This is a genomic window from Pseudomonas laurentiana (assembly GCF_014648275.1).
GTDB classification, from domain to species: domain Bacteria; phylum Pseudomonadota; class Gammaproteobacteria; order Pseudomonadales; family Pseudomonadaceae; genus Aquipseudomonas; species Aquipseudomonas laurentiana.
In genome coordinates this window covers 76,560-101,902 of sequence record NZ_BMQU01000001.1, presented here as the reverse complement: position 1 = coordinate 101,902, position 25,343 = coordinate 76,560, and the positions used below count along the sequence as shown (strand labels likewise).

The window sequence follows — 25,343 nt, the reverse complement described above, 5'->3', positions numbered from 1 at the left end:
CTTACCAGGTTTGGGTGGCCTTGAACTTCTCGATACCGGCTTTGATGCCAGCGTCGATTTCGTCGTTGAAGTCACCCTTCACGTTGATCTTCGCCATCAGTTCGGCGTGATCACGGTTGAAGTAAGCAATCAGCGCTTGTTCGAAGCTACCGATCTTGGCGATTTCAACGTCGACCAGGAACCCACGCTCAGCGGCATACAGCGACAGCGACATGTCAGCGATGGACATTGGCGCGTATTGCTTCTGCTTCATCAGCTCGGTAACACGTTGACCGTGCTCGAGTTGCTTACGGGTGGCTTCGTCCAGGTCAGAGGCGAACTGGGCAAATGCAGCCAGTTCACGGTACTGAGCCAGAGCGGTACGGATACCACCGGACAGCTTCTTGATGATCTTGGTCTGAGCGGCACCACCTACACGGGATACCGAAACACCGGCGTTAACTGCAGGGCGGATGCCCGAGTTGAACATGGCCGATTCCAGGAAGATCTGACCGTCGGTGATCGAAATCACGTTGGTCGGAACGAACGCGGAAACGTCGCCAGCCTGGGTTTCGATGATCGGCAGAGCGGTCAAGGAACCGGTTTTGCCAGTTACTGCACCGTTGGTGAACTTCTCGACGTACTCTTCGGAAACGCGCGATGCACGCTCCAGCAGACGGGAGTGGAGATAGAACACGTCACCTGGGTATGCTTCACGTCCTGGTGGACGACGCAGCAGCAGGGAGATCTGACGGTAAGCAACAGCTTGCTTGGACAGGTCATCGTAAACGATCAGCGCATCTTCACCGCGGTCGCGGAAGAATTCGCCCATGGTGCAACCGGCGTATGGCGCCAGGAATTGCAGTGCGGCGGATTCCGAAGCACTGGCAGCAACAACGATGGTGTTAGCCAGAGCGCCGTTTTCTTCCAGCTTGCGAACAACGTTGGCGATGGTCGATTGTTTCTGACCAACGGCGACGTAGACGCAGAAGATGCCACTGTTTTTCTGGTTGATGATCGCGTCAACCGCCATAGCGGTTTTACCGATCTGACGGTCACCGATGATCAGCTCACGCTGGCCACGGCCGACTGGAATCATGGCGTCGACGGATTTGTAGCCAGTCTGTACAGGCTGGTCTACCGATTTACGCCAGATAACGCCCGGAGCAACTTTCTCGACCGCATCGGTCTCGGTGTTGTTCAGTGGGCCTTTACCGTCGATTGGGTTACCCAGTGCGTCGACTACGCGACCCAGCAGTTCCTTACCAACCGGAACTTCCAGGATGCGGCCGGTGCACTTGGCACTCATGCCTTCAGCAAGGGAGGTATATGCGCCCAGTACTACCGCACCAACGGAGTCTTGCTCCAGGTTGAGGGCCATACCGTAAACGCCGCCCGGAAACTCGATCATTTCGCCGTACATAACGTCGGCCAGACCGTGGATCCGCACGATACCGTCAGAAACGCTGACGACAGTACCTTCGTTGCGGGCTTGAGAGGCGACATCGAGTTTCTCGATGCGACCCTTAATGATTTCACTAATTTCGGAAGGATTGAGTTGCTGCATTGCTCTGCTGCCCCTTCAAACTCAAGATTTCAATGCTTCGGCCAGTTTCGCGATTTTGCCGCGAATCGAGCCATCGATTACCAGGTCGCCGGCGCGGATCACGACACCACCTATGAGGGAGGTATCCTCCACAGCGTGCAGTCGCACTTCCCGGCTGAGCCGTGCACTGAGAACCTTGGCGAGTTTGTCTTGCTGTTCTTGGTTCAACGCAAAAGCACTAGTGACTTCCACGTCCACGGATTTCTCCTGCTCGGCCTTGTACAGCTCGAACAGCGACGAAATCTCCGGCAACAGCAGGAGACGGTCGTTTTCCGCGGCAACATGAATGAAATTCTGTGCCTGGGCATCAAACTTGTCACCGCACACTTCAATAAAAGTGGCGGCCTTTTCTGCGCTCGTCAGTCGCGGGGCCTTGAGCAGGCGCTGCATGGTGCCGTCTTGCGACACCGCAGCAGCCAGGCCGAGCATGGCTGACCAATTGGCCAGTTGCTGATGGGCCTGGGCATGCTCAAAGGCAGCCTTAGCGTAAGGTCGGGCCAACGTGGTCAATTCTGCCATGATCGCCCTCGCTTAAATTTCAGCGGCCAGTTTGTTAACCAGCTCCGCATGCGCGTTTTGATCGATTGTGGCACCAAGGATCTTTTCAGCGCCGTTAACGGCCAGGCTACCCAGTTGGGCACGCAGCGCGTCTTTGACACCGTTAAGTTCCTGTTCGATCTCGGCCTGAGCCTGAGCCTTCACACGGTCAGCTTCGACGCGGGCCTGATCACGGGCTTCCTCGACGATCTGAGCACCGCGCTTCTTGGCTTGCTCAATGATTTCAGCTGCCTGAGCTTTCGCTTCGCGCAGTTGCTGACCCACTTTATCTTGGGCCAGCTCCAGGTCGCGAGCTGCTCGGCTGGCAGCGTCCAGTCCATCCGCGATCTTCTTCTGACGTTCTTGCAATGCCGCGATGACCGGAGGCCACACGAACTTCATGCAGAACAGTACAAAGATGAAGAACGCAACGGACTGGCCAATCAGGGTTGCATTAATGTTCACGCCAACACCTCGCTCGTTCTTTGTCCATCACACCAGACCACTCGAAAAATCGAGTGATTAGCCGGCGATTTGACCAACGAAGGGATTAGCGAAGGTGAAGAACAGAGCGATACCAACACCGATCATGGTTACGGCGTCGAGCAGACCGGCAACGATGAACATTTTAACTTGCAGCATTGGAACCATCTCTGGCTGGCGAGCAGCGCCTTCCAGGAACTTGCCGCCCAGCAGGCCGAAACCAATGGCGGTACCCAGTGCACCCAGGCCGATCAGCAGAGCAACAGCGATAGCGGTAAGACCAACTACAGTTTCCATCTTTCCTCCCGACTTTTACGTCGTATTGGTTAGGTTTTTTAGTTTGAAGCGGTAAAACAAAATCGTTTTGTACAGCTGCCCTTGCGGACCTTTTTCGACCCTTCCCCGTACTGGCGAAAGGGCCTTCAGACACGCCAGGCGGTCTTAATGGTTATCTTCGTGAGCCATCGACAGGTAGACGATGGTAAGCATCATGAAGATGAACGCTTGCAGGGTGATGATCAGGATGTGGAACACAGCCCACGCCCACTGCAGCACCACGCCCAGGCCACTGAGCCAGAGCAGACCGGCGCCGAACATCACGGCAATCAGGATGAACACCAGCTCACCGGCATACATGTTGCCGAACAGACGCAGTGCCAGAGAGATTGGCTTGGCGATCAGGGTCACGAATTCCAGCAGGAAGTTAACTGGAATCAGCAGGATCTGAACGAAAATATTCTTGCTGCCAAACGGATGCAGGGTCAGTTCGCCGAGGAAACCGCCGATGCCCTTGACCTTGATGCTGTAGAAAATGATCAACGCGAACACGCAGAAGGCCATGGCCAGGGTAGCGTTCGGGTCAGTCGTGGAGACCGCACGGAAAGGAATGTGCTTGTCGCCGGAAATCAGCATGGCCAGTTGAGGAATCCAGTCAACCGGTACCAGGTCGATGGCGTTCATCAGGAAGACCCAGACGAAGATGGTCAGCGCCAGAGGGGCAATAACCGGGCTACGACCGTGGAAACTGTCCTTGACCGAACCGTTGACGAACTCCACCAGCACTTCAACGAAGTTCTGCAGACCGCCAGGTTGACCGGATGTTGCTTTCCGGGCCGCCATGCGGAACAGGAGAATGAAGATCAGACCCAGCGCAAAGGACCAACCCAGGGTGTCCACGTGGAACGCCCAGAAGCCCATTGCTTTGGCTTCTGCTGCGGAATGGGCAAAGCCCCAACCGCCGTCTGGTAGTTGACCGTAGGTCAAGTTCTGCAAGTGGTGCTGGATATAGCCCGAAGCGGTTTCTGCTGCCATGTTTGCCTCAAACGCCCTAAGGTCTCGAAAGTCTTGTTTTCACTAGCAGGGGCGCGAACCAGCTGACCAACTGGGTCAGCAGAAAGACGCCGAATACTGCTAATGGCGCCAATGGCTTCACTCCTGCAAACGTCAGCGCGAACAGCACTGCCGTCAAAATCAATTTGCCTGCCTCGCCAGCGTAGAACGACTTGACGATGGCCTGCGCTGCCCTGGCTCCGGTAAACCTAAAAGCCTTCCAGGCAAAGTACACATTCGGTAGCCAGGCAATCAGCCCTCCGCAGAGGCCTGAATATCCGTCGACTGCCCCGCGCCACTGCCACAACGCCAAGGCTGCCAACAGAAACACGACACACTGAGCCAGCAGTACCGGAAAAACCGCCCAGCGATGGAAAGGCAAGCGGTTTGGCGTGCGGGTTTCCATCACAACTGCTCCTCAAAAGCCGGCCAACCCGTCAACTCTGACTTGGCATAATTTGTGCCGACAAAATGCGCGCAGAGTATAGGGGCGGTTTAACCCCTATTCAACTGCTGGGTAGTGATTTCCGATTGTGCGCTACAACAGGAATTGTTTCAGCGGATGTGAGCAAGGACACCCTGCAACTCATCCAGCGAGTTATAACGAATCACCAACTGGCCTTTGCCCTTGTTGCCATGACGGATCTGGACAGCCGAGCCCAACCGCTCTGCGAGCCGCTGTTCAAGGCGTGCGATGTCCGGATCAGGCTTGGCCGGTTCGACCGGTTCAGGCTTGCCACTGAGCCACTGGCGAACCAGCGCTTCAGTCTGGCGCACCGTCAGTCCACGTGCGACAACATGTCGCGCCCCATCAACCTGTTGCTCATCCGGCAATCCGAGCAATGCACGTGCATGGCCCATTTCCAGATCACCGTGGGAAAGCATGGTCTTGATGACTTCCGGCAGAGTGATCAGACGCAGCAGGTTAGCCACGGTGACCCGCGACTTGCCCACAGCATCGGCAACCTGTTGCTGGGTCAGCTGGAACTCATGCTGCAGGCGCTGCAGTGCAATCGCCTCTTCCACCGGGTTGAGGTCCTCGCGCTGGATGTTCTCGATCAGGGCCATTGCGATGGCAGCCTCATCAGGTACATCGCGCACCATTGCCGGAATGGTTTCCATGCCGGCCTGCTGGCTGGCTCGCCAGCGGCGTTCACCGGCAATGATCTCATAGCGGTTTTCAGCGATCGGACGAACCACGATCGGCTGCATGACGCCCTGGCTGCGGATCGAGTGCGCCAGTTCTTCCAGCGCCTGCGGATCCATGTCCCGGCGAGGTTGGTACTTACCGCGCTCGATCAGGTCGAGCGGCAGGTGTTGCAGTTCTTTCTGATCGACCTTGACAGCCTGCTCTTCGAGCGCGCTGACGGTCGGACCACTCAGCAGTGCATCCAACCCACGTCCGAGACCTCGTTTCTTAACGGCCATGCGGATTCCTTAAGTTGCTTGTGCAGTGCGAGATTGACGACGCTGGCGACGTACCATCTCACCAGCCAGGGCCAGATAGGCCAAGGCTCCGCGCGATTGCTTGTCATAGGCCAACGCCGGCATACCGAAGCTTGGAGCCTCAGCCAGGCGAATGTTGCGCGGGATCACGGTGTCGTAGAGTTGATCACCGAAATGCTCCTTGAGCTGCGCCGATACATCGTTGATCAAGCTCAGGCGCGGGTCGTACATGGTCCGCAGCAGGCCTTCGATCTTCAGTTGCGGATTGAGCCGTTCGGCAATCCGCTTGATGTTATCCACAAGGTCACTCAGACCTTCCAGTGCAAAGTATTCACATTGCATTGGAATGATCACGCCATCGGACGCAACCAAGGCATTGAGGGTCAACATCGACAGCGATGGCGGGCAATCGATGAGGATGTAGTCGTAACTTTCCCGGATCGGCGCCAACGCAGTGCGCAGACGGCTCTCCTTCATCTGCATTTCCAGCAACACCACCTCGGCGGCGGTCAGGTCACGGTTGGCCGGCAGCAGTTGATAACCACCGTGCTCGGAGAAGCGCATGGCCTGGGCCAGATCGCATTCACCGATCAACAGGTCATAGACCGAATGTTCCAGGACGTGTTTATCCACACCACTGCCCATGGTGGCGTTGCCCTGTGGATCGAGATCGATCAGCAACACGCGGCGCTTGGTCGCCACCAGCGATGCTGCGAGATTGATACAGGTGGTGGTCTTACCCACACCACCCTTCTGGTTCGCGATTGCGAATACCTTAGCCATTCTTGCTTGTGTTCCCAGTCATGCCGTGCGGCGCAGTATCAGCAGATGGCGCTGGCCTTGGCAACCCGGTACGGTCAAGGCCTGCTCGCTATCCACTTTGAAATCTGCCGGCAATGCTACCAGCTCATCAGCTGGATGCAGCCCTTTCATTGCCAGCCACTGCGTCTGGGTATCACCCAGGTGCCGCGTCCAGTTAGTGAAGTTTTCCATGCTGCTGAAAGCACGCGAAATGATTCCGGTGAAAGGGCGCTCCGGCTGGAACGCCTCAACCCGATTGTGGATAACTTGCAGGTTATCCAGTTTCAATTCCAGCTTTACCTGAGTCAGGAAGCGGGTTTTCTTGCCATTGCTGTCGAGTACGGTGACCTGTTTTTCCGGATGCAGGATAGCCAATGGAATACCCGGCATGCCACCGCCGCTGCCGACGTCGAGCCAACGCTCGCTGTGGATAAACGGCATTACACTCAGGCTGTCGAGCAGATGACGGGAAACCATCTCGTCCGGGTTACGCACAGCGGTCAGGTTATACGCCTTGTTCCACTTGATCAGCAGTGCCAGATAGGCCAGCAGTTGCTCCTGCTGGCTGGCACTCAGCTCGACGCCCAGTTCGCGGGCGCCTGTGGACAACTCTTCGGCATGTTGAGGGGTAACCATGGAACTCAAGCGCTTTGCTCCAACTCACGGCCTGCGCCGCGTTTTTTCAGGTGAATCAGCAACAGTGAAATTGCTGCCGGGGTGACGCCAGGGATACGCGATGCCTGACCCAACGTTTCCGGACGAGTCTGGCTGAGTTTGCTCTGAATTTCCTTGGAAAGCCCGGAAATGTTCGTGTAGTCGATATCCTCGGGCAGACGGGTATCTTCGCTGGCACGCAGACGAGCAATTTCTTCCTGCTGGCGATCGATGTAGCCGGCGTACTTGGTCTTGATTTCGACCTGCTCGGCAACTTGTGGATCAACCCCTTCGGCACCGGTGACTTCGATCAACCCGGCGTAATCGATTTCCGGACGGGTGAGCAGGTTGAGCAGGTTGTACTCATGGCTCAGCGGCGTACCGAATTTCTCTGCAATGGCCTGGCCTTGCGCCGTGCCTGGGCGTACCCAAGTGCTTTTCAAACGTTGTTCTTCGCGCTCGATACCTTCGCGCTTGGCGGTGAACGCGGCCCAACGGGCATCGTCGACCAGGCCCAGTTCGCGACCTTTTTCGGTCAGACGCAGGTCGGCGTTGTCTTCGCGCAGGATCAACCGGTATTCGGCCCGAGAAGTGAACATGCGGTACGGCTCTTGAGTACCGAGGGTGATCAGGTCATCGACCAACACACCGATGTACGCCTCATCGCGGCGCGGGCACCAGCTTTCACGGCCTTGCGCACGCAGCGCGGCGTTGGTCCCGGCCAGCAATCCTTGTGCACCGGCTTCTTCGTAGCCGGTGGTGCCATTGATCTGGCCGGCAAAAAACAGGCCGCCGATCACTTTGGTTTCAAGGCTGTACTTCAGGTCTCGTGGATCGAAGTAATCGTACTCGATGGCATAACCCGGGCGAACGATATGCGCGTTCTCCATGCCGCGGATCGAGCGAACGATCTGCAGTTGCACATCGAATGGCAGGGATGTGGATATCCCGTTCGGATACAACTCGTGGGTCGTCAGGCCTTCAGGCTCGATGAAGACCTGATGGCTCTCCTTGTCCGCAAACCGGTGAATTTTGTCTTCGATCGACGGGCAGTAACGCGGACCAATACCCTCGATGACACCGGAATACATCGGCGAACGATCAAGGTTCGACGCAATGATTTCATGGGTGCGTGCGTTGGTGTGGGTAATCCAGCAACTGACCTGGCGCGGGTGCATCTGCTGCGACCCCATGAACGACATCACCGGGGTGGGCGTATCACCCGCCTGTTCGGTCATTACCGAGAAATCCACAGAGCGGCCATCGATGCGCGGCGGGGTACCGGTTTTCAGACGACCAACCCGCAATGGCAATTCACGTAGGCGACGGGCCAAGGCAATCGACGGCGGATCGCCGGCACGACCACCGGAGTAGTTCTGCAAACCGATGTGGATAAGTCCACCCAGGAAGGTACCGGTGGTCAGTACCACCGCATCGGCGAAGAAACGCAGGCCCATCTGAGTAACCACGCCACGCACCTGGTCCTGCTCGACGATCAGGTCATCGCACGACTGCTGGAATATCCACAGGTTGGGCTGGTTCTCAAGGATCTCGCGCACTACTGACTTGTAGATCGCACGGTCTGCTTGTGCACGTGTGGCACGTACCGCTGGACCTTTGCGGTTGTTCAGAACGCGGAACTGGATACCACTCTTGTCGGTTGCCAGCGCCATTGCGCCACCGAGTGCATCGATTTCCTTGACCAGATGGCTTTTGCCGATACCACCGATGGCCGGGTTGCAACTCATGTGACCGAGGGTTTCCACGTTATGGGTCAACAGCAGGGTTTTCACACCCATGCGTGCTGACGCAAGCGCAGCCTCGGTACCGGCATGGCCGCCGCCGATGACGATCACTTCAAAACGGGAAGGGAAATCCACCACGCACCTCGTGCCTGTTTCGCGAATAAATAAGGGATAGCCGACAAGTATAGGGACTTCACCCCCTCTAAAGGAACCTTTTGCACAAAATTTAACCAGCCTGTGGATGAGTGGCAGGTAATAGAAATTAGAGAGAGAAATTTATTAAAGCTTTGTTTTTATGTTTATTCTTATGCAGCCACCTTTCTGTGGATAAAGCTCTACAGGCCTTTAAATACGTCGTGTACAGCGATTTATAAGCCTGTGATCTAGTGGGTCTGAGCGTTCTGGATAAGCGGTTTAAGCCTGTGGATTAAATGGCCACTTACCCACAGCGCAGGTTATCTCCAACCTTGAAGGCCAGTTATCAACGGAGCTGAAGGTTAGTTTTCCACAGGGCTTAATTCACAGGCAGCCGACACGCGGGCAGGGAAAATCCTCAGGCGTGACCTGTGACGACATTCGTGTCAGGAGAGAAAGGCAGGAGATGACGCGCAGCAGTCGGCTCGAAACCGAGCCGACTGTGGATAAGGTGCTTACTTGCCGATGCAGAAGCTGGAGAAGATTCGGCCCAACAAGTCATCGGAGCTGAATGCGCCGGTGATTTCACCAAGCGCTTGTTGTGCCTGGCGCAGGTCTTCGGCCAAGAGCTCACCAGCGCCAGCCAGGGTCAGTTGGGCACGACCGTGTTCAAGGTTGTCGCTAGCCTGGCGGAGCGCTTCCAGATGGCGCCTGCGGGCACTGAAGCTGCTCTCGGCAGTCTGTTCGTAACCCATGCAGGCCTTGAGGTGTTCACGCAGCAGATCAAGCCCCATGTCCGCATCCTTGGCACTCAGGGTAATGGTGACGTGGCCATCATCACTGTGCGTCATGGTGATCGGTTCGCCACTGAGGTCGGCCTTGTTGCGAATCAGAGTCACCTTGGCGGGATCCGGACGCAGATCAAGGAACTCAGGCCAGAGCGCAAAGGGATCGCTGGCTTCAGGTGCGGTGCTGTCCACAACCAGCAATACCCGGTCGGCCTCGCCAATGGCTTTCAGTGCACGTTCCACACCGATCTTTTCCACATGGTCGTCGGTGTCACGCAAACCGGCGGTATCGATGACATGCAGCGGCATACCATCGATGTGGATATGTTCACGAAGAATATCCCGGGTAGTACCGGCAATATCAGTCACGATGGCTGCCTCGCGACCGGCGAGCACGTTCAACAGGCTGGATTTACCGGCATTGGGACGCCCGGCGATCACCACGTTCATGCCATCACGCAGCAAGGCCCCCTGCCCGGCTTCGCGCAGTACTGTGGATAATTCAGCACGTACCTGATCAAGCATGCTCAAGACATGGCCATCGGCAAGGAAGTCGATTTCCTCTTCGGGGAAGTCGATAGCGGCTTCCACATAGATGCGCAGGTTGATCAACCTCTCGGTGAGTTTATCCACACGTCGGGAAAACTCACCCTGCAACGAACGTAAGGCATTACGTGCCGCTTGTGCAGAACTGGCCTCAATCAGGTCAGCAATTGCTTCAGCCTGAGCCAGATCAAGCTTGTCGTTGAGGAAAGCACGCTCGCTGAATTCACCTGGGCGAGCAAGCCGGCAGCCTAACTGCAGGCAACGCTGCAAGAGCATGTCCAGCACCACAGGGCCACCGTGCCCCTGGAGTTCCAGTACGTCTTCACCGGTAAACGAATTCGGCCCTGGAAAGTACAGCGCCAGCCCTTCGTCGATGACGTGGCCATCGTCACCGCGAAACGGCCCGTAGTGGGCATAGCGCGGGGTCAGTGTCCGTCCAGCGATCGACAACCCGGCTTGGCTCGCCAAGGGACCGGAGATACGCACAATACCTACCCCTCCGCGCCCTTGGGCGGTAGCGATGGCAGCGATGGTTTCACGCGGAGTATTCATGATCGACAGCCTCACGACAAAAACGACAGATAGCAAAACGCCCCACGAGGGGGCGTTTATCCACAGGTTAGCTGGCTAACCCGTTATGCAGCAGCTTTCTTGCTGGCTGCTTCGATGCTACGGGTGATGTACCACTGCTGAGTGATGGACAGCACGTTGTTCACAACCCAGTACAGCACCAGACCTGCTGGGAACCACAGGAAGAAGAAGGTGAAGATGATTGGCATCAGCTTCATCACCTTGGCCTGCATCGGATCCGGCGGGGTTGGGTTCAGGCGCTGCTGAATGAACATGGTCGCGCCCATGATGATCGGCAGGATGAAGAACGGATCCTTGATCGACAGGTCGGTGATCCAGAACATCCAAGGTGCCTGGCGCATTTCCACGCTTTCCAGCAACACCCAGTACAGCGAAAGGAAGACTGGCATCTGCACCAGGATCGGCAAGCAGCCACCCAGCGGGTTGATCTTCTCTTTCTTGTACAGCTCCATCATGGCCTGCGACATTTTCTGCCGGTCATCGCCAAACTGCTCTTTCAGCGAAGCAAGCTTAGGTGCCACGGCACGCATGCGCGCCATCGAACGATAGCTGGCAGCCGACAGCGGGAAGAACAGTGCCTTGATCAGCATGGTCAGGACAATGATCGACCAGCCCCAGTTACCCAGGAGGCTGTGGATATGTTGCAGCAACCAGAAAATTGGCTGAGCAATGAACCAGAGAATGCCGTAGTCGACGGTCAGTTCCAGGCCTGGGGACAACTCCTTGAGCTTGGACTGAATTTTTGGACCGGCATACAGCATGGTGCTGGTTTCGACTTTCCCGCCGGCAGCGACATTCAGTGTCGGGCCAGTAAAGCCGATGATGTAGTTGCCTTGGCTGTCCTTGCGCGTCTGAACGATGTTGTTGTCAGACTTGTTCGGAATCCAGGCCGTCACGAAGTAGTGCTGCAGCCAGGCTACCCAACCGCCGGACACATTTTCTTTCAGATTGCCCTTGTCGATATCTTTCATCGACACTTTTTTGTACGGCTCTGCACTTGTCCACAGGGCTGCACCCAGGTAAGTGGCAGTACCGGTCGCGGTGCTCGAGGACGGATCCGAGCTGGCATCGCGCTTGAGCTGGGCGAACAGGTTACCGCTCCAGGCCTGGCTGCTCTGGTTGTCGATCAGGTAACTGACGGTCAGGTCGTACTCGCCGCGCTTAAGCGTAAAGCGCTTGATGTAGTTGACGCCGTTGTCGCTGAACTTCAGGTCGACGACCAGTTGATCCTGACCATCGGCCAGTTGATAACTTTTTTGCTCGGTGGCGTACAGCGGACGACCAGACGGACGTGCATCCGGACCATTGGTACCGGTCAGGCCGCTCTGCGCCAGGTAAACACGTTCACCACCGTTGTCGAACAGCTGGAACGGAATATCTGGATGGTCCTGACGACGTGGATATTTCGGCAGCATCAACTGCGCGATATCACCACCGTTGGGATCGATAGCCAGATCAAGAACATCAGTCTTGACCCGAATCAGGTCTTTGCTGATGGCAACCGGGGCCAATTCGGTCGAATGCGACTCGGGGTTGGCGCTCGGTACATCGGCACTGGCGGAATTGCTTGCGGCCCGCGCGGTGTCCGGCAACGCCGGCGCGGTGGCGGCGTTCTGGGTCGGCAAGGCTGCCTGTCCGTAGTCCTGGTTCCACTTAAGAACCATGACATAAGACACGATTGCCAGGGCGACGATCAGGATCGTGCGTTTAATATCCATGATTACTCGGCTATCGAAGAAGTACGGGAAGAAGAAGCGGGCGGAACCGGGTCGTATCCACCAGGGTTCCACGGATGGCAACGCCCCAGTCGACGAACGGTCAGCCAACTGCCACGCAGAAGACCATGAGATTCAATGGCTTCGAGTGCGTAGCAGGAGCAGGAGGGGTAAAAACGACAGTGACTGGCCATCAGAGGACTAATGGCATAACGGTAAAACTGGATCGGAACGAGTGCCAGTTTACGCATCTGGACTGTCTACCCCTACGGATTCGGTGGGCGCTGGAGCGGGCCGATTACGCGCAAGACGCTTCCAGAGCTTGCCAAAATGTTGGTGCAATTCTGGGTTTTCGATCTCGCCCAGGCCTTTGCGCGCAACGATAACGATATCCCAACCTGCCAATAAATCTTGGTGAAGGCGGAATGAGTCGCGCATCAATCGCTTGAGTCGATTTCGCTGAACGGAGAGCTTGACGCTCTTTTTCCCGATCACAAGCCCCAAACGGGGATGATCCAGACCGTTCTCGCGGGCAAGGAGCAAAAGATTCTTGCCTGGAACCTTGCCGGTTGGGGAGTCGAAGACCGCTTTGAAATGTCGGGGGGTCAGCAGACGCTTTTCCCGACTGAAGTCCTGACTCACCACCTGTGCCGAATGATCAAACGGCCAGACGCTTACGGCCTTTGGCACGACGACGCGACAGAACGGCACGACCGTTCTTGGTGGCCATACGGGCACGGAAACCGTGAGTGCGAGCGCGCTTGATGGTGCTTGGTTGGAAAGTACGTTTCATGGCGTGTTACCTGGTTCGTCGACTACGGGCCGGAATGGCCCCCGTTTTAAGAGATCGGCGATTCTAGAGAAAGCAAGGCCATAGGTCAATTTCCAACCAGCTTTTCCTTATAGGTGGTCACGTCGGTGAGGGCTGGAGGTGAACGCGTCGAGGAACAGGGTTCACACCTAAACATAAAAAAAGAGAGAGGAATTATTTAAAGCTTTTCTGTAAATCTTATAAAGCTTATGTAGAAGAATTCTGTGGATAAGGTTCTACAGGCCTTTATTTTCATGGTGTACAGAGAACTGAAACCTTGTCGGGAAGCGGTGCTTTGGCTGTGCCGAACGCTCGGAAAATCTGTGGATAAAAAAGCGAGTTATCAACATGCGAGTTATCAACAGATTTCGACCCGGACTTGTGCAAAGACCTCAGGCGCGGTTATCCACAGGGCTTATTCACACCCCTCCAGCATCATTTTGTTCACTAAGTTGCTGATCTATCACCTCGCTCATCGCATCGGCATGTGGATAACTGCGCGGCCGGTCGGGTACAATGGCCGCTTGTTTTTGCCTCACCGGCTTTCAAACTCAGGGGATATCCGTGTCAGTGGAACTTTGGCAGCAGTGCGTGGAGCTTCTGCGCGATGAACTGCCTGCCCAGCAATTCAACACCTGGATCCGTCCGCTACAGGTCGAAGCCGAAGGCGACGAGTTGCGCGTTTATGCGCCCAACCGTTTCGTTCTCGATTGGGTCAATGAGAAGTACCTTGGGCGTCTGCTCGAACTGCTAGGCGAACAGGGCAACGGCATTGCGCCAGCGCTTTCCTTATTAATAGGCAGCAGACGCAGCTCTGCGCCTCGCGCTGCGCCTAATGCGCCGCTGGCGGCTGCCGTTGCCGCTTCCCAGGCACAAGCCGCTCAAGTTGCCCCGCCGGTCGTTGAACCGATCGCTGCGCCAGTTGTGGCTCAAGTCGAGGATGCGCCTTCACGCGATAGCTTCGATGCCATGGGTGACGCCAACGCTTCTCCCGCATCTGGCGGCAGGGCCGAACAGCGAACAGTGCAGGTTGAAGGTGCGTTGAAACACACCAGCTACCTGAACCGGACCTTTACCTTCGAGAACTTTGTCGAAGGTAAGTCCAACCAGCTTGCCCGTGCCGCTGCCTGGCAAGTCGCCGACAACCCGAAACATGGTTACAACCCCCTCTTCCTTTATGGGGGCGTTGGCCTGGGTAAAACGCACTTGATGCATGCTGTGGGTAACCACCTGCTCAAGAAAAATCCGAATGCCAAGGTGGTCTACCTGCATTCCGAGCGTTTTGTTGCGGATATGGTGAAGGCACTGCAGCTCAATGCCATCAACGAATTCAAGCGTTTCTACCGCTCGGTCGATGCGCTGCTGATCGATGACATTCAGTTCTTTGCCCGTAAAGAGCGTTCGCAGGAAGAGTTTTTCCACACCTTCAACGCCTTGCTTGAGGGCGGTCAGCAGGTCATTCTCACCAGTGACCGTTACCCGAAGGAAATCGAAGGCCTGGAAGAACGCCTGAAGTCTCGTTTTGGATGGGGGTTGACGGTTGCCGTCGAACCGCCGGAGCTGGAGACGCGGGTCGCAATCCTGATGAAGAAGGCCGATCAGGCCAAGGTCGATCTTCCGCATGATGCGGCGTTCTTTATCGCCCAGCGGATTCGTTCCAACGTCCGTGAACTTGAAGGTGCGCTGAAGCGCGTTATCGCACACTCGCACTTCATGGGTCGTGACATAACCATCGAACTGATTCGAGAGTCACTCAAGGATCTTCTGGCGCTACAGGACAAACTGGTGAGTGTGGATAACATCCAGCGCACCGTTGCCGAGTACTACAAGATCAAGATCTCCGATCTGTTGTCCAAGCGACGTTCCCGCTCGGTCGCACGACCACGACAAGTGGCGATGGCGTTGTCCAAGGAGCTGACCAACCACAGCTTGCCCGAAATCGGCGACGTATTTGGCGGTCGTGACCACACCACGGTGTTGCACGCTTGCCGCAAGATCAACGAACTCAAGGAATCCGACGCGGATATCCGCGAGGACTACAAGAACCTGCTGCGGACGCTGACAACGTGATGACTGTCAGCGCAGCTTATTAAAGGCAAGGGACTAGACCATGCATTTCACCATTCAACGCGAAGCCCTGTTGAAACCCCTGCAACTGGTCGCAGGCGTCGTCGAGCGCCGTCAGACCTTGCCGGTATTGTCCAATGTGCTGCTGGTTGTCCAGGGCCAACAACTGTCGCTTACCGGTACTGACCTGGAAGTGGAACTGGTTGGCCGTGTGCAATTGGAAGAGCCTGCCGAACCAGGCGAGATCACCGTACCTGCGCGCAAGCTGATGGACATCTGCAAAAGCCTGCCAAGCGATGCGCTGATCGACATCAAGGTTGATGAGCAAAAGCTGCTGGTGAAGGCGGGTCGCAGCCGCTTCACCCTGTCGACATTGCCTGCCAACGATTTCCCGACGGTCGAGGAAGGCCCGGGTTCGTTGACCTGCACCCTGGAGCAAAGCAAGCTGCGCCGATTGATCGAGCGCACCAGCTTTGCCATGGCTCAGCAGGATGTTCGTTACTACCTCAACGGTATGCTGCTGGAAGTATCCACAGGCACACTGCGGGCAGTGGCTACCGATGGTCATCGCCTGGCAATGTGCTCGATGAGCGCGAACATCGACCAAGCGGATCGTCATCAGGTGATCGTGCCACGCAAGGGTATCCTCGAGCTGGCGCGTCTGCTGACCGAACCGGATGGCACGGTCAGTATCGTGCTTGGCCAACATCATATCCGTGCGACCACTGGCGAGTTCACCTTCACCTCGAAACTGGTGGACGGCAAGTTCCCAGACTATGAGCGCGTGCTGCCTAAGGGGGGTGACAAGCTGGTAGTGGGCGACCGCCAGGCACTGCGTGAAGCGTTCAGCCGTACCGCAATTCTGTCCAACGAAAAGTACCGTGGTATTCGTCTGCAACTGGCTAATGCCCAGCTGAAGATTCAGGCGAACAACCCGGAGCAGGAAGAGGCAGAAGAGGAAATCAGCGTCGACTACAACGGCAGCTCGTTGGAAATCGGTTTTAACGTGAGCTACCTGCTGGATGTACTGGGTGTCATGACCACCGAGCAGGTTCGCCTGATTCTGTCTGACTCCAACAGCAGTGCATTGCTGCAGGAAGCAGGCAATGACGATTCCGCATACGTCGTCATGCCGATGCGTCTGTAATCTTGTCTCGCATAGTCTAGATGTCCCTCAGTCGTGTTTCTGTCACCGCGGTGCGTAACCTGCACCCGGTGACATTCTCCCCCTCCCCCCGCATCAACATTCTGCATGGCGCCAACGGCAGCGGAAAAACCAGCGTTCTTGAAGCGATCCACTTGTTGGGGCTTGCCCGCTCTTTTCGCAGCACGCGTTTGAACCCTGTTATTCAATATGAGCAGTTGGCCTGCACCGTGTTCGGTCAGGTTGAATTGGCTGAGGGTGGTTCAAGCAACCTGGGTATTTCCCGTGATCGCCAAGGGGAGTTCACTATTCGTATCGACGGGCAGAATGCCCGTAGCACGGCTCAATTAGCTGAGATTTTGCCGTTGCAATTGATTAACCCAGACAGCTTTCGACTGCTCGAAGGGGCTCCGAAAATTCGCCGGCAGTTTCTCGATTGGGGGGTGTTCCACGTGGAACCACGCTTCATGGGAACCTGGCAGCGACTGCAGAAGGCCCTGCGGCAGCGGAACTCATGGTTGCGGCATGGTACACTTGACCCAGTTTCGCAAGCGGCATGGGACCGGGAATTGTGCCTGGCCAGTGCGGAGCTGGATGAATACCGCCGTACCTACATAAAAGCCTTGAAGCCGGTTTTCGAGCAAACCTTGAGTGAGTTGGTCGAGCTTGAAGGATTGACCCTCAGCTACTACCGCGGTTGGGACAAGGATCGGGAACTGAGTGAAGTTCTCGCCAGCTCTCTGCAACGGGATCAGCAAATGGGCCACACCCAGGCAGGGCCGCAACGTGCGGATCTTCGCTTGAGGCTAGGCGGGCATAACGCCGCGGAGATTCTCTCCCGGGGCCAGCAAAAGCTTGTGGTGTGCGCATTACGTATCGCCCAAGGCCATCTGGTTAGCCAGGCTCGGCGAGGTCAGTGTATTTATCTGGTGGATGATCTGCCGTCCGAGTTGGATGAGCAACACCGCCGCGCACTTTGTCGCTTGTTGGAAGAATTACGCTGCCAGGTGTTTATCACCTGTGTAGATCACGAATTATTGAGGGAAGGCTGGCAGACGGAAACGCCAGTTGCCTTGTTCCACGTGGAACAGGGCCGTATCACCCAGACCCACGACCATCGGGAGTGAAGGCATGAGCGAAAATCAAACGTACGACTCCTCCAGCATTAAAGTGCTGAAAGGGCTGGATGCCGTGCGCAAGCGTCCCGGTATGTACATTGGCGACACCGATGATGGTAGCGGCCTGCACCACATGGTGTTCGAGGTGGTCGATAACTCGATCGACGAAGCCCTCGCCGGCCATTGTGACGACATCACCGTAATTATTCACCCGGACGAATCCATCACCGTCCGCGACAACGGCCGTGGCATTCCGGTCGATGTGCATAAAGAAGAAGGCGTCTCCGCCGCAGAGGTCATCATGACCGTTCTGCACGCTGGCGGTAAGTTCGACGACAACTCCTATAAAGTCTCCGGTGGTCTGCACGGTGTGGGTGTTTCCGTAGTAAACGCCCTCTCTGAGCAACTGGTATTGACCGTTCGCCGTAGCGGCAAGATCTGGGAACAGGTCTACGTTCATGGTGTTCCACAAGCTCCGATGAAGATCGTTGGCGAAAGTGAGACCACCGGTACCCAGATCCACTTCAAGCCATCGGCTGAGACCTTCAAGAATATCCACTTCAGCTGGGACATCCTGGCCAAGCGTATTCGTGAGCTGTCGTTCCTCAACTCGGGCGTCGGCATTCTGCTGAAGGATGAGCGCTCCGGTAAGGATGAGAGCTTCAAATACGAAGGTGGTCTGCGCGCATTCGTTGAATACCTGAACACCAACAAGACGCCGGTCAACCAGGTGTTCCACTTCAATGTTCAGCGTGAAGACGGCGTAGGTGTCGAGATTGCCCTGCAGTGGAACGACAGCTTCAACGAAAACCTGTTGTGCTTTACCAACAACATTCCGCAGCGTGATGGCGGTACTCACCTGGTTGGTTTCCGTTCGGCGCTGACCCGTAACCTGAACAACTACATCGAGCAGGAAGGTCTGGCCAAGAAGAACAAGGTCTCGACCACTGGCGACGATGCCCGTGAAGGTTTGACCGCGATCATCTCGGTCAAGGTTCCAGATCCGAAGTTCAGCTCCCAAACCAAAGACAAGCTGGTTTCATCTGAGGTGAAGACGGCAGTGGAACAGGAGATGGGCAAGTACTTCTCCGACTTCCTGCTGGAAAACCCGAACGAAGCCAAGGCCGTTGTTGGCAAGATGATCGACGCGGCGCGTGCTCGTGAAGCAGCGCGCAAGGCGCGTGAGATGACTCGCCGTAAAGGTGCACTGGATATCGCCGGCCTGCCAGGCAAGCTGGCTGACTGCCAGGAGAAGGACCCTGCCCTTTCCGAACTGTACCTGGTGGAGGGTGACTCCGCAGGTGGTTCGGCCAAGCAAGGTCGTAACCGCAAGACCCAGGCAATCCTGCCGCTCAAGGGTAAGATCCTCAACGTCGAGAAGGCACGTTTCGACAAGATGATCTCCTCCCAGGAAGTCGGTACGCTGATTACCGCATTGGGTTGTGGTATCGGTCGCGACGAGTACAACATCGAAAAACTGCGTTATCACAACATCATCATCATGACCGATGCTGACGTTGACGGTTCGCACATTCGTACTCTGCTGCTGACCTTCTTCTTCCGTCAGTTGCCGGAGCTGGTTGAGCGTGGCTACATCTACATTGCCCAGCCACCGCTGTACAAGGTGAAGAAAGGCAAGCAGGAGCAGTACATCAAGGACGACGAGGCCATGGAAGAGTACATGACCCAGTCGGCCCTGGAGGACGCCAGCCTGCACCTGAACGAGTCGGCCCCGGGGATTTCCGGTGAGGCGCTGGAGCGTCTGGTCAACGAGTTCCGCACTGTGATGAAGACCCTCAAGCGTCTGTCGCGTCTGTACCCACAGGAACTGACCGAGCACTTCATCTACCTGCCAGCGGTATCGCTTGAACAACTGTCCGACCATGCTGGAATGCAAGCCTGGCTGGCGAAGTTCGACGAGCGCCTGCGTACCAGCGAGAAGTCTGGCCTGGTCTACAAAGCCAGCCTGCGTGAAGACCGCGAGCGTAATGTCTGGTTGCCAGAAGTGGAAATCACTTCCCACGGCTTGGCCAGCTACGTGACGTTCAACCGTGACTTCTTTGGCAGCAACGACTACAAGACCGTTACTGCTCTGGGTTCGCAGTTGGTCACTCTGCTGGACGACGGCGCCTACGTTCAACGTGGCGAGCGCAAGAAGGCCGTCACCGAGTTCAAGGAAGCCCTTGACTGGCTGATGACTGAAAGTACCAAGCGTCACACCATCCAGCGCTACAAAGGGTTGGGTGAGATGAACCCGGACCAACTGTGGGAAACCACGATGGACCCAAGCGTGCGTCGCATGCTCAAGGTGACCATCGAAGACGCGATCGCTGCCGACCAGATCTTCAACACCTTGATGGGTGATGCGGTCGAACCGCGTCGTGAGTTCATTGAGAACAACGCACTGGCAGTGTCCAACCTGGACTTCTGATTCACAAAAAAGCTGCGTGTTTTCACACATAAGTGACCGGCCAAGCTCAGTCTTCAGAGCCAGGCCGGTTAGCTGAAAGGCCCGCGAAAGCGGGCTTTTTTTTTGCTCAAACAGTCATCGCTTCAAACGAGTGCGAATGGATCGGCGCATCTCGCTGGATTAGTGCTGTTTTCCTTGGAGCCCTTTCAGTCCTTCAGTGGCTTTTTCAGGTAGTAACGCTGGTGTCCAGGTGGGCAGTCTTCCAACACGCCCATCACTTGGTACCCCTGCTTCTGATAGAAGTCGGGGGCTTGGAAGCTGTAGGTATAAAGAAACACACCCTTACAGCCCCGGCGCCGTGCCTCATCCTCTGCCCGCTTCAACAAGTTGCTGCCCAGGCCGTGGCTGCGCAGGGTGTCGTTTAACCAAAAATAGTCAATGTAGAGCCAGCCCATCCCACTGTGGCCGAACAGACCACCCATTACCTGGCCGCTGCTATCGCGGGCATAGAGCTGGAAATCGGTATAGGTATAGGGGCCAATCTGCCCCACATTGAAGTGTTCCAGACCTTGGCGAACCACCGCCATGGCCTCGGCGTCAGCACCTAAGCTGAAGCTGTAAGTGTTATCCGTCATACACTCTCCTGTGTGGCGTTCTTAGAAAAACAAATATTCTCATGGCTACACACGCTTGTGGCGATGAAACTACCCTCCTCAATTTCTGCCGGCTGCCAGTGAGCACAAAGCAGCTGATCCGTGTCACAAATGATGATCTGCTAATCTCTCGAATAGGGACCAAAAGGCCAATTCTTTGAATTGGCCTTTTTTGTGTGCGTTCGGAAATGAAATTCCCTCGGCACTTCTGCCAAGGATGGTGTGCATTTTTGAGGTCGGCTGCTGCGAAAATGCAGCGGCTGGGTGAGTTTTCTTGCTGAAAGCCTCGGTCTTTCTGCTGCTTGAGGTTGGCATGCATTATGCGCATCTAGCCCCGAGCCCATTTCCACAGCCCGGACGCATACATGTCGCTTATTCAAACCCTCGCTGATCGGGGTGCCCTACTGAGCTGCACGGTCTGCGAAAGCGGACGCCTGACCAACGTCTCTTCGTCGTTGAGTGACCAACTCGGCTACTCCCCGGTAGAGATGCAGAACTGCAGCATTGAAAGCATTTTCACTGCGGAGTCCACACACCTTCTGCGTAAGCTGTTTTCCTGCCCGCCGGCTGATGAAAAGCTGGGCAGCCTGGCGCTTACATTGATACGGCACAGCACAGGCCTGTTTCCCGTGCTGGCTAGCGGCCTCGTTGAATGGCGTGATGTTCACTCCCCCAGAATTCACCTCGTGTTTATACCGCTGGGTTCGTTGAGTCACCGCTTGAGTGAGCTGCAGAACGCCAACGAAGTCATGACCCAGATGCTCTATAGCGCCAAGGTGGCCTACTGGTGCATTGAGTTCGCTGAAGCAGTGGACATTACCCAGACACCCGACGAAGTCGTCCGTCAGGTGTTCGAAAACCGCTCTTACTGGCGCATGTGTAACCGTGCCATGGCGGATGTCTACGAGATGCCGGCGGACGTCGACTTTAACCAGCAGCCGGTCCGACTTTACTGGCCGCGCAGCCCGGCTAACGAAGAGTTCGTAAGGCGTCTGGTGGAGACCGATTTCTGTGTCGACGGCGCGCTGTCGGTGGACCGCCGCCACGATGGTTCCCCTGCCTATGTGGAGAACGATGTCCGTGCCGCTATCCATGACGGTCGCCTGCTACGCATGTGGGGCAGCATCCGCGACGTTAGCCAGGAACTGCGGATGCAGCACGATGCTGAGCAGCGCATCGATGCCTTGCGCCGAGTCTTCGACGCGGTACCGGACGCTGTGCTGGTGATCGACGAAGAGCTGCAACCGCGGTGGCGTAACGCCGCCTTTGAGCAGGCCTTCGGTATCACCCAAGGTGCGAGCATCGCCCACGCCCTGCTCGATCAGTCACTGCCTGAGCGCACCTGGCACAGCCTGCACTTGACCAATCTCAGTGGGCACCTGCAACTGTTTAACGTCCACTGCTCGCGCATCCTCATGCAAGAAGGCGTGGCCTGGAAGGTGGCAGTACTGCGCGCAGCGGAACGTACCATCCAGCACAACGGCGAGCTACATCCATGATCGAGAAAAGTCTCTTGCCGCCCCTGAAGATGGGCATGCGATCTTCGGTCAATGTCAGCAGCGACGTACTTTCCGCGCTGCTGGAAACCCCTGCGTTGCATGCCCTGCTGGACAGCTTCAGTGAGGCAATCATCCTGTGCGATGGCGAGTCTCGGGTGCGCTTTCTCAACCTTGCCGCTGAGCGGGTGAATCGAGTGTCCCGAGAAGACGCGATCGGCTTGCCCAATGCCGAGTTCTTCCAGCGTTCGGCCCTGAGCTTCGATGATTTCCAGCAAGCTGTTGGGCGGGGTGGGAACAGCGCCTTGACCCGCTCCCGCGATGGCCGCATGTTCCTCACCAGCACCCAGGCGGTTCCCACCGGCGCTTACGAAAAGCCTTATACGTTATTGGTGCAGCGAGATTTTGAAGGTCGTGAGAGCCCTCGTCGCACGTCGCAGCAGGCTTTCGCCCCTGCGGAAAATAGCGGCCTTGGCGATCCGCAGGATAACGCCCTGCACCTCTCCCCTTTGCTCTCCAGCATCGCCGACACGGGTGTACGTGCATTTCGCCGCCGCGCTCGTTTGCTCTTGCTGGGGGAACCCGGCGTTGGCAAGACCGCTATTGCCCGGCATATCCACCGCGCGGCTGGTTGGGGGGATCGGCCCTTCATTCACGTCAATTGCGGCAGCATTCCGGAAAGCCTGTTTGAGTCAGAGATGTTCGGCTACGAGCGCGGTGCCTTCACAGGTGCCTTGCAGAGTGGCAAGCGCGGTTACATCGAAAGCGCCTCGGGCGGCACCCTGTTCCTTGATGAGATTGGCGAAATCCCTCTGCATGTCCAGGCCAAGCTGCTCAAGTTCCTTGAAGACGGCAGCATTCAGTCGGTCGGCTCGCCCTTGAGCAAGACGGTGCAAGTCCAGGTGATCGCCGCCACCAACAAGGACTTACGGCGGCTAGTAGAGTCCGGCGAGTTCCGTGCCGACCTGTACTACCGCCTTGCTGTGTTGCCGGTGGAGATTCCTCCGCTCCGCCAGCACCTGGAAGACTTGCCAGTACTCATGGACATCCTGCTGATGCGCATCAACCGTGACCGCCAGCCCACGCTGCGGTTGTCCGGCGGTTGCCGTCAACGTCTATTGAGCTATGACTATCCGGGCAATATCCGCGAGCTGGTGAACATTTTTGAACGCCTGGCTGTGCTGGCTGATGATGAGGCCAGTGAACAGCATCTGCCACCGGAACTGCTGGGGCTCATTGCACCGATTTCCATCAGACCAACGACTCCACGCCAGGAGGTTGATGCAGAGCTGCCAGCCGACGACGAACTGGGCGAAAGCCTTAAGGCGCAGGTTCAGCGCTATGAGCGCCAGCTCATTCTCCAGGCAGTCCAGAGCCAAGGCAGCAAACGCAAGGCGGCCCAGCAACTGGGCATTGATATCGGTACCTTGATTCGCAAGCTGCAACGCGATTGATTTTTCCGGCACAGGGATGTGCCGTCTGCTGCAATTTCCCCTCTCCGCCGCCTCCCATACCGCTGCAAGAATGCCTACGGCACACGCTATTTTTGCCAACATTTTCGCCAGCAGATAATAAAAATCCATATTTTTCAATGAGTTAAAAATTGGCACAGCATGTGCAATAGCAACCTGCAACCCATCCACCTGATGGGTCATTGCATCGATGCTGAATGCCCTATCGGGCATCGGCGGTCCTGGAGGTAAAACAACAATGCTGATCACAGGTATCAAGAGTCGGCCGGTCTACGACCAACTGCGCCCCCTGCCGGGTGGAATCCGTCACCTCGTCGCAGGCCAGGGTAGTGGTGGCCGCGCCATGCTACGCCTGCTGGATGAGATGCCCGAGCAAGGCATGCAGACCACTCTGCTCTATTCACAGGAATCTTTCTCCGGCCTGGATTTCCTCGCCGAACTACAGCAGCGGCAGGTCGCCGAGCTGCGTGTGTACCCCAGCAATCAAGAGTTGGTGGCGGATCTGGAGCGCATCCTGGGTAATGCCCGCATGGGCACCCGGCTCTACCTTTCGGGCTCGGAGAGCTTTATCGGTACCGCCATGCAGGTGGCCACCCACTACGACATGAACAGTGATGAAGTGCTCCGCGAACACGCCGGTTCTTTCGTCCGTCGTATCTGGTGCGTGCATTGCGACAGCTACACCGAGAACGTCACCCAGCGCGTGTTCCAGTGCCCTGGCTGCAACGCAATGCTGGTCGTGCGTGACCATTACTCCCGCCGTCTCGCCGCCTTCCAGGCCGTGAAGGCCGACGCCGAAGTCCCCGGTGAATTGCCAGAAGCAGAGGAGCTCGACACATGAGCTTGAGCAACGGAACCCTGAATGTGCGGGTTGCCCGCATCGAAGCTGTCACACCAGAAATCAAGCGATTTACCCTGGTGGCCACCGACGGCGCGCACCTGCCGCCCTTCTCGGGTGGCAGCAACGTGGTGGTGTTGATCCCTCACGAGAATGGCACCTACCGCAATGCCTACTCGCTGATGAGTTCACCATACGACTCCAGTGCCTACCAGATCGCCGTGCGCCGTGTTGAAGAGGGCCGTGGCGGTTCGCTGCGGATGCACGAAGCCGTGAACGAAGGTGATGTGCTGGAAATCCTGCGTCCGGTGAACCTGTTCCCGTTGAGCAAGCATGCTCGTCTGCACCTGTTCATCGCGGGTGGTGTCGGCATTACTCCGGTGTGCTCGCAACTGGCCGAACTGCGTCTGCGAGGCACGCCTTTCGAGGTGCATTTGGCCGTACGCGGTGCCGAGCACGCGCGCTTGGGCGAAGAGCTGGTGCGCGAATATGGCGATGCCGTACGTCTGTATCGCAACGACCTCGACCAGCGCCTGGATATCTCGGTTGTAGTCGCCGCGCGCCCGCTGGGCAGCCACTTGTATGTGTGCGGCCCTGAATCCATGATTCAGGACGCCATCGACAGTGCCCATGCTCAAGGCTGGACCGATAGCCACATTCACTACGAGCGCTTTCTAGAGCAAGGCAGTGTTGGCGAGGCGTTCAGCGTTACCTTGGCGCGCAGTGGCGCGACGATCGAAGTATCGCCTGACCAGAGCCTGCTGGAAGCCGCTGAAGCTGCCGGTCACTCGATTCCCTACCTGTGCCGTGGCGGCGCCTGCGGCGAGTGCGAAACCCGCGTGCTCGAACTCGACGGCGAAATCGTCCACACCGACGACTGGCTGTCCGACGAAGACAAGGCCGCCAATACAAAAATCATGCCCTGCGTGTCGCGTGCCAAATGCTCGCGGCTGGTCATCGACTGCTGAACGGAGAACCC

General features: G+C 56.7%; 24 protein-coding genes. 8 read left to right on the top strand and 16 right to left on the bottom strand.

The window, feature by feature from the left end; translation table 11 throughout:
• Window position 1 precedes the first annotated feature (1 nt).
• From atpA to rpmH, 15 genes are all read right to left on the bottom strand, one after another.
• Window positions 2-1,546 (bottom strand): F0F1 ATP synthase subunit alpha, encoded by a 1,545-nt coding sequence (gene atpA / locus IE038_RS00510; RefSeq protein ID WP_065759574.1) that lies wholly within the window; start codon window positions 1,544-1,546, stop codon window positions 2-4.
• Between the two features lie 21 nt (window positions 1,547-1,567).
• Window positions 1,568-2,104 (bottom strand): F0F1 ATP synthase subunit delta, encoded by a 537-nt coding sequence (locus tag IE038_RS00505; protein WP_065759573.1) that lies wholly within the window; start codon window positions 2,102-2,104, stop codon window positions 1,568-1,570.
• 12 nt (window positions 2,105-2,116) lie between these two features.
• Complete coding sequence (locus IE038_RS00500) at window positions 2,117-2,587, bottom strand: F0F1 ATP synthase subunit B (RefSeq protein ID WP_065759572.1); 471 nt, start codon at window positions 2,585-2,587, stop codon at window positions 2,117-2,119.
• Between the two features lie 57 nt (window positions 2,588-2,644).
• Window positions 2,645-2,902, bottom strand: coding sequence for a F0F1 ATP synthase subunit C (atpE, locus tag IE038_RS00495; RefSeq protein ID WP_003097235.1), 258 nt, complete (start codon window positions 2,900-2,902; stop codon window positions 2,645-2,647).
• A gap of 144 nt (window positions 2,903-3,046) precedes the next feature.
• Window positions 3,047-3,916: a F0F1 ATP synthase subunit A gene (gene atpB, locus IE038_RS00490; protein WP_065759571.1), complete on the bottom strand. Its 870-nt coding sequence runs from the start codon at window positions 3,914-3,916 to the stop codon at window positions 3,047-3,049.
• A gap of 16 nt (window positions 3,917-3,932) precedes the next feature.
• The gene (locus IE038_RS00485; protein ID WP_065759570.1) at window positions 3,933-4,340 is read right to left on the bottom strand and encodes a F0F1 ATP synthase subunit I; all 408 of its coding nucleotides are present in this window, start codon (window positions 4,338-4,340) and stop codon (window positions 3,933-3,935) included.
• Between the two features lie 149 nt (window positions 4,341-4,489).
• Window positions 4,490-5,362, bottom strand: coding sequence for a ParB/RepB/Spo0J family partition protein (locus IE038_RS00480; RefSeq protein WP_163936450.1), 873 nt, complete (start codon window positions 5,360-5,362; stop codon window positions 4,490-4,492).
• 9 nt (window positions 5,363-5,371) lie between these two features.
• Window positions 5,372-6,163 (bottom strand): ParA family protein, encoded by a 792-nt coding sequence (locus tag IE038_RS00475; protein WP_065759568.1) that lies wholly within the window; start codon window positions 6,161-6,163, stop codon window positions 5,372-5,374.
• Window positions 6,164-6,181: 18 nt separating this feature from the next.
• The gene (gene rsmG, locus IE038_RS00470; protein ID WP_176717420.1) at window positions 6,182-6,817 is read right to left on the bottom strand and encodes a 16S rRNA (guanine(527)-N(7))-methyltransferase RsmG; all 636 of its coding nucleotides are present in this window, start codon (window positions 6,815-6,817) and stop codon (window positions 6,182-6,184) included.
• A 5-nt stretch (window positions 6,818-6,822) separates the two neighbouring features.
• Window positions 6,823-8,715, bottom strand: a complete 1,893-nt coding sequence (gene mnmG / locus IE038_RS00465; RefSeq protein ID WP_189394940.1) for a tRNA uridine-5-carboxymethylaminomethyl(34) synthesis enzyme MnmG — start codon at window positions 8,713-8,715, stop codon at window positions 6,823-6,825.
• Window positions 8,716-9,230: 515 nt separating this feature from the next.
• The gene (mnmE, locus tag IE038_RS00460) at window positions 9,231-10,601 is read right to left on the bottom strand and encodes a tRNA uridine-5-carboxymethylaminomethyl(34) synthesis GTPase MnmE (protein ID WP_189394939.1); all 1,371 of its coding nucleotides are present in this window, start codon (window positions 10,599-10,601) and stop codon (window positions 9,231-9,233) included.
• A gap of 83 nt (window positions 10,602-10,684) precedes the next feature.
• On the bottom strand, window positions 10,685-12,358 hold the full coding sequence (yidC, locus tag IE038_RS00455) for a membrane protein insertase YidC (RefSeq protein WP_189394938.1): 1,674 nt from the start codon (window positions 12,356-12,358) through the stop codon (window positions 10,685-10,687).
• A gap of 2 nt (window positions 12,359-12,360) precedes the next feature.
• Window positions 12,361-12,606, bottom strand: a complete 246-nt coding sequence (gene yidD / locus IE038_RS00450) for a membrane protein insertion efficiency factor YidD (protein WP_163937592.1) — start codon at window positions 12,604-12,606, stop codon at window positions 12,361-12,363.
• Window positions 12,599-13,000: a ribonuclease P protein component gene (rnpA, locus tag IE038_RS00445; RefSeq protein ID WP_065759563.1), complete on the bottom strand. Its 402-nt coding sequence runs from the start codon at window positions 12,998-13,000 to the stop codon at window positions 12,599-12,601. Before rnpA ends, yidD begins: the two co-directional genes overlap by 8 nt.
• 13 nt (window positions 13,001-13,013) lie before the next feature.
• Entirely contained in the window at window positions 13,014-13,148 is a 135-nt protein-coding gene (gene rpmH, locus IE038_RS00440) for a 50S ribosomal protein L34 (protein WP_002551315.1), read from the bottom strand.
• 582 nt (window positions 13,149-13,730) lie between these two features.
• Here rpmH and dnaA point away from each other — a divergent pair.
• Genes dnaA through gyrB form a run of 4 tightly spaced genes read left to right on the top strand, consistent with a single transcriptional unit; the run spans window position 13,731 to window position 19,926 of the window.
• Entirely contained in the window at window positions 13,731-15,236 is a 1,506-nt protein-coding gene (gene dnaA / locus IE038_RS00435; RefSeq protein ID WP_163937595.1) for a chromosomal replication initiator protein DnaA, read from the top strand.
• A 40-nt stretch (window positions 15,237-15,276) separates the two neighbouring features.
• Complete coding sequence (dnaN, locus tag IE038_RS00430; RefSeq protein WP_163937598.1) at window positions 15,277-16,380, top strand: DNA polymerase III subunit beta; 1,104 nt, start codon at window positions 15,277-15,279, stop codon at window positions 16,378-16,380.
• 20 nt (window positions 16,381-16,400) lie between these two features.
• A complete protein-coding gene (recF, locus tag IE038_RS00425) occupies window positions 16,401-17,504 on the top strand; it encodes a DNA replication/repair protein RecF (protein WP_163937602.1) in 1,104 nt (367 codons plus the stop codon).
• A 4-nt stretch (window positions 17,505-17,508) separates the two neighbouring features.
• Window positions 17,509-19,926 carry a DNA topoisomerase (ATP-hydrolyzing) subunit B gene (gene gyrB / locus IE038_RS00420; RefSeq protein WP_189394937.1) on the top strand — a complete coding sequence of 806 codons (2,418 nt, stop codon included), beginning with the start codon at window positions 17,509-17,511 and terminating at the stop codon, window positions 19,924-19,926.
• A 185-nt stretch (window positions 19,927-20,111) separates the two neighbouring features.
• Here gyrB and IE038_RS00415 read toward each other — a convergent pair whose 3' ends face one another.
• Complete coding sequence (locus IE038_RS00415) at window positions 20,112-20,540, bottom strand: GNAT family N-acetyltransferase (protein ID WP_163937605.1); 429 nt, start codon at window positions 20,538-20,540, stop codon at window positions 20,112-20,114.
• A gap of 383 nt (window positions 20,541-20,923) precedes the next feature.
• Here IE038_RS00415 and IE038_RS00410 point away from each other — a divergent pair, with 383 nt between their 5' ends.
• From IE038_RS00410 to IE038_RS00395, 4 genes are all read left to right on the top strand, one after another.
• Window positions 20,924-22,057, top strand: a complete 1,134-nt coding sequence (locus IE038_RS00410; RefSeq protein ID WP_163937608.1) for a PAS domain-containing protein — start codon at window positions 20,924-20,926, stop codon at window positions 22,055-22,057.
• A complete protein-coding gene (locus tag IE038_RS00405; protein WP_163937611.1) occupies window positions 22,054-23,508 on the top strand; it encodes a sigma-54 interaction domain-containing protein in 1,455 nt (484 codons plus the stop codon). Before IE038_RS00410 ends, IE038_RS00405 begins: the two co-directional genes overlap by 4 nt.
• 256 nt (window positions 23,509-23,764) lie before the next feature.
• Window positions 23,765-24,367 (top strand): dimethylamine monooxygenase subunit DmmA family protein, encoded by a 603-nt coding sequence (locus tag IE038_RS00400; RefSeq protein ID WP_163937615.1) that lies wholly within the window; start codon window positions 23,765-23,767, stop codon window positions 24,365-24,367.
• On the top strand, window positions 24,364-25,332 hold the full coding sequence (locus tag IE038_RS00395) for a PDR/VanB family oxidoreductase (protein WP_189394936.1): 969 nt from the start codon (window positions 24,364-24,366) through the stop codon (window positions 25,330-25,332). The genes IE038_RS00400 and IE038_RS00395 overlap by 4 nt, the downstream gene beginning before the upstream one ends.
• The last annotated feature ends 11 nt before the right edge of the window (window positions 25,333-25,343 follow it).

Bases quoted from the DNA above. Each gene is read 5' to 3' on its own strand.
- IE038_RS00395 (WP_189394936.1), top strand. From the start codon at position 24,364: ATGAGCTTGAGCAACGGAACCCTGAATGTGCGGGTTGCCCGCATCGAA.
- IE038_RS00405 (WP_163937611.1), top strand. From the start codon at position 22,054: ATGATCGAGAAAAGTCTCTTGCCGCCCCTGAAGATGGGCATGCGATCT.
- IE038_RS00485 (WP_065759570.1), bottom strand. From the start codon at position 4,340: ATGGAAACCCGCACGCCAAACCGCTTGCCTTTCCATCGCTGGGCGGTT.
- IE038_RS00475 (WP_065759568.1), bottom strand. From the start codon at position 6,163: ATGGCTAAGGTATTCGCAATCGCGAACCAGAAGGGTGGTGTGGGTAAG.
- atpB (WP_065759571.1), bottom strand. From the start codon at position 3,916: ATGGCAGCAGAAACCGCTTCGGGCTATATCCAGCACCACTTGCAGAAC.
- rpmH (WP_002551315.1), bottom strand. From the start codon at position 13,148: ATGAAACGTACTTTCCAACCAAGCACCATCAAGCGCGCTCGCACTCAC.
- atpE (WP_003097235.1), bottom strand. From the start codon at position 2,902: ATGGAAACTGTAGTTGGTCTTACCGCTATCGCTGTTGCTCTGCTGATC.
- atpA (WP_065759574.1), bottom strand. From the start codon at position 1,546: ATGCAGCAACTCAATCCTTCCGAAATTAGTGAAATCATTAAGGGTCGC.
- yidC (WP_189394938.1), bottom strand. From the start codon at position 12,358: ATGGATATTAAACGCACGATCCTGATCGTCGCCCTGGCAATCGTGTCT.
- rsmG (WP_176717420.1), bottom strand. From the start codon at position 6,817: ATGGTTACCCCTCAACATGCCGAAGAGTTGTCCACAGGCGCCCGCGAA.
- dnaN (WP_163937598.1), top strand. From the start codon at position 15,277: ATGCATTTCACCATTCAACGCGAAGCCCTGTTGAAACCCCTGCAACTG.
- gyrB (WP_189394937.1), top strand. From the start codon at position 17,509: ATGAGCGAAAATCAAACGTACGACTCCTCCAGCATTAAAGTGCTGAAA.
- IE038_RS00400 (WP_163937615.1), top strand. From the start codon at position 23,765: ATGCTGATCACAGGTATCAAGAGTCGGCCGGTCTACGACCAACTGCGC.
- IE038_RS00410 (WP_163937608.1), top strand. From the start codon at position 20,924: ATGTCGCTTATTCAAACCCTCGCTGATCGGGGTGCCCTACTGAGCTGC.
- yidD (WP_163937592.1), bottom strand. From the start codon at position 12,606: ATGCGTAAACTGGCACTCGTTCCGATCCAGTTTTACCGTTATGCCATT.
- IE038_RS00480 (WP_163936450.1), bottom strand. From the start codon at position 5,362: ATGGCCGTTAAGAAACGAGGTCTCGGACGTGGGTTGGATGCACTGCTG.
- IE038_RS00415 (WP_163937605.1), bottom strand. From the start codon at position 20,540: ATGACGGATAACACTTACAGCTTCAGCTTAGGTGCTGACGCCGAGGCC.
- mnmE (WP_189394939.1), bottom strand. From the start codon at position 10,601: ATGAATACTCCGCGTGAAACCATCGCTGCCATCGCTACCGCCCAAGGG.
- recF (WP_163937602.1), top strand. From the start codon at position 16,401: ATGTCCCTCAGTCGTGTTTCTGTCACCGCGGTGCGTAACCTGCACCCG.
- IE038_RS00505 (WP_065759573.1), bottom strand. From the start codon at position 2,104: ATGGCAGAATTGACCACGTTGGCCCGACCTTACGCTAAGGCTGCCTTT.